At 53.4% G+C, this 9800-nt stretch carries 3 protein-coding genes and 2 pseudogenes; 4 read left to right on the top strand and 1 reads right to left on the bottom strand.

All coding sequences use genetic code 11. From position 1 onward, the window contains the following. The 3 genes from GIW28_RS29905 to GIW28_RS29895 form a co-directional block, all read left to right on the top strand. The coding region (locus tag GIW28_RS29905; RefSeq protein ID WP_236447967.1) for a hypothetical protein at nt 1–390 on the top strand (390 nt) is incomplete at its 5' end. Nucleotides 391–692: 302 nt separating this feature from the next. After that, nucleotides 693–3539, top strand: coding sequence for a valine--tRNA ligase (locus GIW28_RS29900; RefSeq protein ID WP_236447966.1), 2847 nt, complete (start codon nt 693–695; stop codon nt 3537–3539). A 215-nt stretch (nt 3540–3754) separates the two neighbouring features. Continuing rightward, the gene (locus tag GIW28_RS29895) at nt 3755–8911 is read left to right on the top strand and encodes an RHS repeat domain-containing protein (RefSeq protein WP_236458961.1); all 5157 of its coding nucleotides are present in this window, start codon (nt 3755–3757) and stop codon (nt 8909–8911) included. A gap of 261 nt (nt 8912–9172) precedes the next feature. On the opposite strand, the pseudogene GIW28_RS29890 reads toward GIW28_RS29895, so the two are convergent. Continuing rightward, a pseudogene (locus tag GIW28_RS29890) lies at nt 9173–9436 on the bottom strand (transposase); the annotation flags it as partial. On the opposite strand from GIW28_RS29890, the pseudogene GIW28_RS29885 reads away from it, so the two are divergent. Further along, nucleotides 9427–9575, top strand: a pseudogene (locus tag GIW28_RS29885) (hypothetical protein); the annotation flags it as partial. The pseudogenes GIW28_RS29890 and GIW28_RS29885 overlap by 10 nt on opposite strands. Nucleotides 9576–9800: the final 225 nt, after the last annotated feature.

Raw genomic sequence — 9800 nt, 5'->3', positions numbered from 1 at the left:
AAACAATCGCGGATTTCGCTTGGGCTGCTCGACGCCAATGGACAGCCTGGCAGTTGGGCGGAGGATGTGTTTTTGACGGTGAATCTTGCCTCGGGTGGCTCTGCCCTGCCGCCAGGCAGCCCACCCAGACTCACCAGCTCCACCACCGTAGACTCGCTTCGCCCATTACTCACCGGCAAAGCGGCAGCCAATGCCATTGTTTATGTTTACCTCAGTGGTGGCTCCGTTCTGTTTGGAAAACCCAAAGCAAACATCAATGGCGATTGGCAACTGCAATTGAGTCAGGATCTGTACCCCGAGTCGACATCCCTCGCTATTGCAGAGTTTGATGCCAACGGTACACAGGTGTCAGGCTGGGAGGGCGTCACCCTGACCGTGCGCAAGACATAAACCAGTCTGGTCGCACGGTACCTGGTGACGCGCGAAGCGCAATGACTCAGCGTGCGATACCAGCGACCAAGCGCCCATTTCACGGGGCTAAAGCGGTCTGAACGGCAGCGTATTGCCAGTATGGGCTTACGTAACAATTACCCCCGCTCAAAAACATAGTGCCAGCCTATGTAAACCACATCGAGTTCAACTGGGTGATGCAGTTTTTTACATCGCCCATCACCTCGCCCTACGCGCGCTGGCTCATCCCCGCTATACTTCCCGGCTTTTCCTGAATAAATGCCAATAGGGTCCCGCCGCGCATGGATAAGACCTACCAGCCGCACGCCATTGAAACTTCCAGGTACAACACCTGGGAGTCCGAGAATTACTTCGCCCCACAAGGTGCCGGCGAGTCCTACACCATCATGATTCCGCCACCGAACGTCACTGGCAGCCTGCACATGGGCCATGGCTTCAACAATGCGATCATGGATGCGTTGATCCGTTTCCGCCGCATGCAGGGCCGTAACACCCTGTGGCAACCGGGCACCGACCACGCCGGTATCGCCACGCAGATGCTGGTGGAACGCCAGCTCGAAGCCACCGGCCAGAACCGTCACGACCTGGGCCGCGAGAAGTTCCTGGAAAAGATCTGGGAATGGAAGGATCAGTCCGGCGGCAATATCAGCCGTCAGATCCGTCGCCTGGGTTCGTCTGTGGACTGGAGCCGCGAGCGCTTCACCATGGACGACGGCCTGTCGGAATCGGTGAAAGAAGCCTTCGTGCGCCTGCACGAAGACGGCCTGATCTACCGCGGCAAGCGCCTGGTCAACTGGGACACCAAGTTGCACACGGCAATTTCCGACCTCGAAGTGGAAAACCACGACGAGAAAGGTTTCCTGTGGAACCTCAAGTACCCGCTGGCCGATGGCGCCAAGACCGCTGAAGGCAACGACTACCTGATCGTCGCCACTACCCGTCCGGAAACCATGATCGGCGACGCCGCCGTGGCGGTTAACCCGAACGATGAACGCTACCAGGCGCTGATTGGCAAGTTTGTCGAGCTGCCATTGGTTGGCCGTCGTATCCCGATCATCGCGGACGACTACTGCGACCCTGAATTCGGCACCGGCTGCGTGAAAATCACCCCGGCCCACGATTTCAACGACTATGAAGTCGGCAAGCGCCACAACCTGCCGTTGCTGAACATCTTCGACAAGAACGCCGCCGTACTGCCGGCCTGCCAGGTGTTCAACCTGGACGGCACGCTGAACGAGAGCATCGACGGCAAGATCCCGGCCGAATACGCCGGCCTCGACCGTTTCGAAGCGCGCAAGCAGATCGTGGCCGCCTTCGACGCCGCCGGTTTGCTGGTAAGCGTTGACGACCACGGCCTCAAAGTGCCGAAGGGCGACCGTTCCGGCACCATCATCGAGCCGTGGCTGACCGACCAGTGGTACGTGTCCACCAAACCGCTGGCCGAGCCTGCGATTGCTGCCGTGGAAGACGGCCGCATCCAGTTCGTGCCTAAACAGTACGAAAACATGTACTTCTCGTGGATGCGTGACATCCAGGATTGGTGCATCAGCCGTCAACTGTGGTGGGGCCATCGCATTCCGGCCTGGTACGACGAGTCGGGCAAGGTGTACGTAGGCCGCGATGAAGCCGAAGTGCGTGCCAAGCACAACCTCGGCGCGGACATCGCCCTGCAACAGGACAACGACGTACTCGACACCTGGTTCAGCTCGGGCCTGTGGACCTTCTCGACCCTGGGCTGGCCGCAACAGACCGAGTTCCTGAAGAAATTCCACTCCACCGACGTGCTGGTTACCGGCTTCGATATCATTTTCTTCTGGGTTGCCCGGATGATCATGCTCACCATGCACTTGGTGAAGAACGAAGACGGCACGCCGCAGGTGCCGTTCAAGACCGTGTACGTACACGGCCTGGTGCGGGATGGCCAGGGCCAGAAGATGTCCAAGTCCAAGGGCAACGTCCTTGACCCGCTGGACATCATCGACGGCATCGACCTGGAAACCCTGGTGCAGAAACGCACCTCGGGCCTGATGCAGCCAAAACTGGCCAAGAAGATCGAGAAGCAGACCCGCGACGAGTTCGCCGACGGCATTGCCAGCTACGGCACCGACGCCCTGCGTTTCACGTTTTGCTCGTTGGCGTCCACCGGTCGCGACATCAAGTTCGACATGGGCCGCGTCGAAGGCTATCGCAACTTCTGCAACAAGATCTGGAACGCTGCACGTTACGTGCTGGATAAAGGCGAAGACTGCGGCCAGAACGGCGAAGCCGTCGAACTGAGCCTGGCTGATCGCTGGATCATCTCGCAGCTGCAGCGCACCGAAGCCGAAGTGACCCGCCAGCTCGACCAGTTCCGTTTCGACCTCGCCGCCCAGGCCTTGTACGAGTTCATCTGGAACCAGTATTGCGACTGGTACCTGGAACTGTCCAAGCCGGTACTGTGGGACGAAAACTCGCCGATCGAACGCCAGCGCGGCACCCGCCGCACCCTGGTGCGCGTACTCGAAGTGGCGCTGCGTCTGGCGCACCCGTTCATGCCGTTCATCACCGAAGAGATCTGGCAGCGCATCGCGCCGCTGGCCGGTATCGAAGGCAAGACCATCATGCTGCAACCTTGGCCGGTGGCCAATGAAGCACGCATCGATGAGGCGGCCGAAAGTGATATCGAATGGCTCAAGACCCTGATGATGGGCACGCGTAACATCCGTGCCGAAATGAACATCGGGCCGGGCAAGCCGTTGGCAGTGTTTGTGAAGAACGCCAGCAGCGAAGATCAGCGTCGCCTCAGCGAGAACGACGCACTGCTCAAGAAGCTGGCGAAGCTGGAGTCGATCACGGTATTGGCTGACGGCGCCGAAGCACCGCTGTCCGCGACCGCGCTGGTCGGCGAGATGGAAGTGCTGGTGCCGATGGCCGGCCTGATCGACAAAGGCGCGGAATTGGCCCGTCTCGATAAGGAAATCCTGCGCCTGCAAGGCGAAGTGCAGCGAGTGGGCGGCAAGCTGTCCAACGCGGCGTTCGTCGAAAAGGCGCCGGCGGAGGTGATCGATAAGGAGCGCGCCAAGTTGGCTGAAGCTGAACAGGCTCAGGGCAAGTTGGCGGAGCAACGCAGTCGGATTGCCAGCTTGTAAGTCAATGCTGGAATAAAAAGAGAGACCTTCGGGTCTCTTTTTTTGCGCAAAATTAACTGGTCTAACTATGGAGACACTTAAGCGCGAAAAGTTATAAAAAACTGTCAACATTGACAGTATCAACCCACTGGAAAGCGGCATTACTCTGAAACAAAGCTCTCTGCCGTGCATCATTTTGAAGCACGGAGGCAGCCTACTTTTTAAGGAGTTTCCAGATGGCTAATTCGACAGCTGTTAAACAACGTGTCGTTGACGAAGGTAGCCCGAATATTCATGGGGTCGACCCCTTTTCGGGCGCATTTTGCACATTTATCCCGATAGCTGAATTAGTTGGAAATAATGGGTTGGGCCCGACTTTGGATCTGAAGGTTTACCACACGTCGGGCCGCGGCACTTACTACCTCGAAAATTGTAGTATCCGATTTAACCATGCTTATTTTTACAAAGACCGTCTACAAGAAATTCGGGACAACAATTTCGGCAAAATTTACTTAGAGAACGGAGCCAGTTGGACATGGGACGGAAAAAGCGATATTGCCTTACCCCACGTCGTTATCAGCCGGGATAGCGAGCAACTTAAATTCACACATAAAAGTGGAAAACAAGAACGTCTTACCAAATTCCGAGACCCCTCATCCAACCTGCAAATAGAGGAAGGCTATTATCTTCCAACTACAATAAGTTCACCCTCTGGGCATAAAATTTACCTCCAATGGGATTTGATTAAAGAAACCAACTCACTCATAAGCCTGTGGCTCCCACGCCTACAGTCAGTATCCGACGAGTCAGGAACCCTATTGACCGTTGGTTACACCATGCTCGGCAGCATAATGCAGGTCACTTTCGATGTATGGCCAGGAACCAACGACAATTACACGATGGATTTTCAATTTACCGAGGGCTTGTTGAGTACAGTACGGCAGAGCAACCAGATAGACACGACAGCGTTCGAGTACACCGGCTCTATCAGCAAAATAAAACACAGCAGCGGACTCACGGAGGCAATTAGTTATCAGAACGGCAAAGTTTCCAACCACCTTATTACCGACAACAACGCGACCATCATACAAAACAATCAATATATTTACACCACCTCAAAAGGCAACCAAATCACCTCAGTAACGGAGATAGGCAATAAAAAAACTGAATATCAGTTTTCGACCAACCGCCTACCGACAAAAGAAACAACTTGGGTAGATGGCTTATTATTGAAAACCGTTGAGTTAAGTAGAACCGTGAAAAACGGAGGGACTGTCCTCACGGGTGCCGCTAATGACCCTCTCCCAGACCGTATTGAAAGCACCACTAGCACGACCTACACCAACCCCGACCTGACCGCTCGCACGGAAGTCGTCGTTATCACAATGGACACCTTAGGCAACATCATTTCAAAGACAGAAAACGGCGTAACAACGGAGTGGACTTATTATCGGGGAATGTTGGAAGAAGACATACTCGTCAAAACAGAAAGAGTTAACACTCCCACAACGCCTTTGAGTGTTATTGCGGCCATAGGTGATTACGCAAACCCTATCGGCTGGGGATACCAGCTGTTCGGTAAAGCCGGGTTGACCTGGGGTACACGTGAGCTGCGCCAAAAGGTTATTTCGCCTTACGTCACCAGTAACGGTCAACAGACCTTCAACCTCCCGGTGGCCATTCGTTGCCCTGGCGACCCAAATTACTTCAAGGTTCACGTCGAATCCGAAAAGGTCTATACCCTGAACAACGGCCAACGGACTGACTTGCAGTGGACCTTCTACAGTTACGATGGGCTGCCGGTCAAAGACGCCCTGGTAAAAGGTCCAACCCTCAAACCTTCGAAAAAATTGACAATCTATAACCCGGTTGGGGATGCCAATGGCAGGCTCTCATCATGGGCGAACGGCAACATGGTGCTTGAAGAGAATACTTATGATACTGACATTAATTCACCTCACCATGGGCGGTTATTGAACAGCACACAATCTATCCTTGACGCCGCCGGCAAGGTCGTTCCGGGCTCTGTAGTCAGTACTGCGATCGGCTACGGGCTTTCCAACAATCAACTCACTACAACCACTTATGTGACCGCGGGCACTGCACCTGCAGTCACCGGAACTCAAGTCATTCAAACGCTCACCGGCTTGCTTCAGGCCCACATTGATGCCCAAGACAATACGACCCTTTATGAATACGACGCGCAGCGCCGTATAATCCAACAAACCGTATATGCCGGCGAGCCCGAGCTCAAAGGCACGACCACTTTCACCTACGTAGACGCTGGCACCGAAACTCAAGTAACGCGTACCAGCCCGTTCGGAGAACAAAGCAGAGACGTATTTGATACGTTGGGCCGCCCCATCCGAAACGAGTGGCTACACACTGATGGTTCATGGCTGAAGTTATACGAAATAACTTACGACGCCCAAGGTCGAGAGGCGTCCACGACACAATTCGACTACACCGCCAATAAAACGCAATTGCCCCCGCAAACACGTAACTTCAGCTATGACCGCTGGGGGCAGCTCTCAGAAATCAAGTGGGCCGCGAGTGGTGAGACCGAGAATTTTTCGTACGACCCGGTCAACCGCAAGACCTCAACCTGGGTAGCACAAGGCAGTGAAACGGGCGGGCGCACCATACAGGTATTCGACGAACCCGGTGGAGAACAACGCCACGAGTCGTATCTTCATGCCAATGGTAAGTTCGTGAGCTCACAGACGTATCGCTACAACGCCCTAGGTCGTCTGACCACCGAGACTTCAAGCGAGGCATATGCGACTCACCGTAATTACGACGCTTTTGGTCGCGTAAGCCGTGCGGAAACCGCCGGTATCACAACGATTAATGACTTTCCTGCCCATATCCAAGCACCCGTAGCGACAGCTGCCAAGCTGGAATCCAGCGGCCAAACAGTTTCACTGGGCACCCAGACAGTAGATGGCCTGAGCCGCGTGACGGCTACCGTACTCGGCGGCACTAAAGTGAACTATGCCTATATCGGCAGCGGGAATTGGGGCAAAGCAGATACTCAACCCAGCGCAACGAACACCTCATCTACTCGCATTAAGCTGAGCAATGCTTGGGACGCGCAAACCCGTACCCTTACTGAAACCATTACCGGAGGCATTCACCGAGGTAGTGATTCAACTACCTCTCAAGCAAGATACGAATACTCCATTCAAGGCCTCTTACTGCGATCAACTGATGCGTTCGGTAACAGCACTCAATACACTTACGACACCCAAGGCCGTCTACTGAACAGCGCCAGCGCAACGCTGACCGTAGACTTTATATATGGCCCGCTAGGTAGACTGGAATCCGAAACATTGAATGATCTAACCCATGGTAAGACCATGACGACTGCGTACACTTACAACGCATCCGGTCAAGAAATTCAACGTCAATTCAATGCCACAGGTTTTCCACCCCTTACATTAAAAACAACGTATACCACCTCTTTAATCGCTGAAATGGAAATACTGCAAGGTGCATCACTGTTGCGCAAGGAAGAGTACCGTTACGATTTCAGAGGGCAACTCGAAACCTATCTGTGCAGCGGCCCCCATAAACCCTCCACGCCTGACCGCTATGTGATTGACCGACAGGATTTTATATACGACATGGCCGGCAACCTGATTCAATGTACCGTGACAAGCAATGGCAGTACGTTTATCGATAAATACACATTTGGGGCTGCAGACCCCTGCCAACCTCAATCCACTACACTTCAGAGAGGTACGACTCAACAAACCCATTCTTATAAATATGACAGCCTTGGTTATGTTATAAATAAAGACGGCTTCCCACTCACTTACAATATCCAGGGTCAATTAACCGTTCACAGTGACGCACAACAACGTTTCGACTACCATTACGACAACATTGGCCGACTCGCTGGGTGCTCAGGTGCGGGCCACTACGACCAGTACTATTATAAAGATGACTTCCAATACGCTCGGAAAGGTGTATTTAGCAGCAATGGAGTTTTTAGCTACCGCACTTCTATTTTGATGAACCAGAGCACTTCCTGCTTATTGCTGCAGCAGAGTATCAACCAAGACAGCAACATGCCAACAACAAGCCGCAGTTTCGAGGTAAAAGACATCAAAGGCTCGGTGATTGCCAGTTACGACCTGTCTACCAATTCAATTTCATACTTTGTTTACACGCCATACGGCTATCGCCCTCATACCATCGATCAGCGCTCGTGGGTTGGGTTTAACGGCCACCCCATGGACAGCGTTACCGGTAATTATCCTCTGGGGAACGGAGCGAGAGTCTACAATCCCGCGAAACAAAGCTTTGACGCTCCTGACCCTATCAGTCCGTTTGGTGCAGGTGGATCAAATCGATATCGGTATTGCAGCAACGACCCGGTCAATAAAAGTGACCCCTCTGGGTTCGCGGAGGTCTTGAACCAATACTCTGTCATTACCCACGCGCCAGTGATCGAAAACCCGGTTGTAGCCGCTGTGGGGATCGGCGTAATCGGTATCGCACTGGCACCCTTTACCGGCGGTGCTTCAATAGGGTGGACGGTAGCAGCGGTAGGTTTAGCTACTGTGTCCGCGGGCTTTGGTATCGCCTCTGCGGCACTACGAGAAAGTGACCCTGACCTCTCAGAAGCATTAGGTTGGGCTGCACTCGGGACCGGTCTGCTCGAAGCAGGCGCAGGCGCCGGGCTAGCTTTGCGCGCTGCAAGAGCAGGGGCAAAGGGGGCAGCCAGGGAAACCAGTCTCGCGTATCAACACAGCAGCATAGCCAAAGGCCAGATGGGCGTTGAAACGCTGACCGTTAAGACACGGAGTCTTGGTTTTCACAATGGACCCGCTTCATATGAGCTTTACAGCGGAGGTCCGAACGCTACTAAAGCGTATATTTACAGCCACGGAGCGTCGCGTGCCGAGAAGTTCCGATTCGCTCTTCCATCAGGAGTGGACCTTCATTTTTTCGCACCTAAAGGCGCGTCAATTGCGACAGATGATAGCCGATTGGTACAGCATCTTTCGGGAAGGCTGAATGGAAACTATATAAGCAAAGCACACAATTCACTTAACCCCAAATTAGCACCCGACTATATCTTGACCGAGTTCAAGCCTAAAGACATGGTAACCAACGATATTCTCAAAACGCCGCAAGACCTGGACAAAGTAATGAAACAATTAGCAGCGGCCCATAGTATCGATATTATTCGCCCAAAGGGTCAGATACCGCTCAGCGAATTGATAACGTCACTTCAAGCGCAGAACTACAAAAAAATATATGGCTCGTTTTGCCGGGGTCCTATTCGGGATTTCGTTGGCGTCGCAGAAATCAAAAGAATAAGACATTCAAAATGGCGCATGTTCGTACTGGACATGGACGCCTCATTGGCTAATCGAGTTTAACCAAGCAACATCTCCTACTCACGATGGAGACCTCGCTAACACCGCGCTCCCGATGCACTCGGGAGCCGGCATCGGCCTGATACACGCCGCCACCAAGTTGAAAGTGCACCCCCTAAGGAAGGTCTGAAGTACCCACCGTTTTTTGATCCGCTCTTTGCGTGAGGTTCAAAAAGCGCTGATTCGGTCGAATCATTAGACCTTTCCACTTCTTAATTCATGACTTTCCTCTAAGTCGCGCTGTTTCAGGGCGATTAGCCCGCATTACAGGCGCACCTCTCCAGTATTCAACAATCGTTTTCGCACCATCCACAAGTTCGACAAGGCGAACAACGTCGTCTGCTGAGCACTGCTTTTCGTCAGACCACGAAAGCGCACTTTCGTATAGCCAAACTGGCGCTTGATCACCCGAAACGGATGCTCAACCTTGGCTCTGACTTGCGCTTTCGCATACTCAAACCCGCGTAGCACACTGCCGATCACTATGTCTTTGCCATGCTCTTTGTACGAGCTTGGCCGTGCAGCAAGTGGACGGCAAGCTGTCCAACTCGGCGTTTTTGGACAATGCGCTGGCTGAAGTGATCGAGAAGGAACCCGCCAAGTTGGCCGAGGCTGAGCGGGCGTTGGGTAAGCTGGCCGAGCACATGTGTGGATCTCCAGTCTGTAAGCTGGAAACCATGTAAAAAAGAGACCTTCTCAGGTCTCTTTTTTATGGGCGCTTTTTGATCAATATGGCAACTATCAACTTGCCACGAGCGAGCAGCAGGTTGAGGGCGGGCTTATTGCGATACAGGCGGAACATTTACCTGGCCCGTACCCGGATCACCCACTTTCCCATTCGTCCTGACCCCCTTAGAAACCCATTTGCCCGAAGTAACAGTAAACTGGACAT

Origin of the sequence: Pseudomonas sp. PA-5-4B, assembly GCF_021606215.1 — a bacterium.
Taxonomy (GTDB): domain Bacteria; phylum Pseudomonadota; class Gammaproteobacteria; order Pseudomonadales; family Pseudomonadaceae; genus Aquipseudomonas; species Aquipseudomonas edaphica.
The sequence above is the reverse complement of the archived record's forward strand: the minus strand, read 5'-3'. Positions and strand labels throughout refer to the sequence as shown.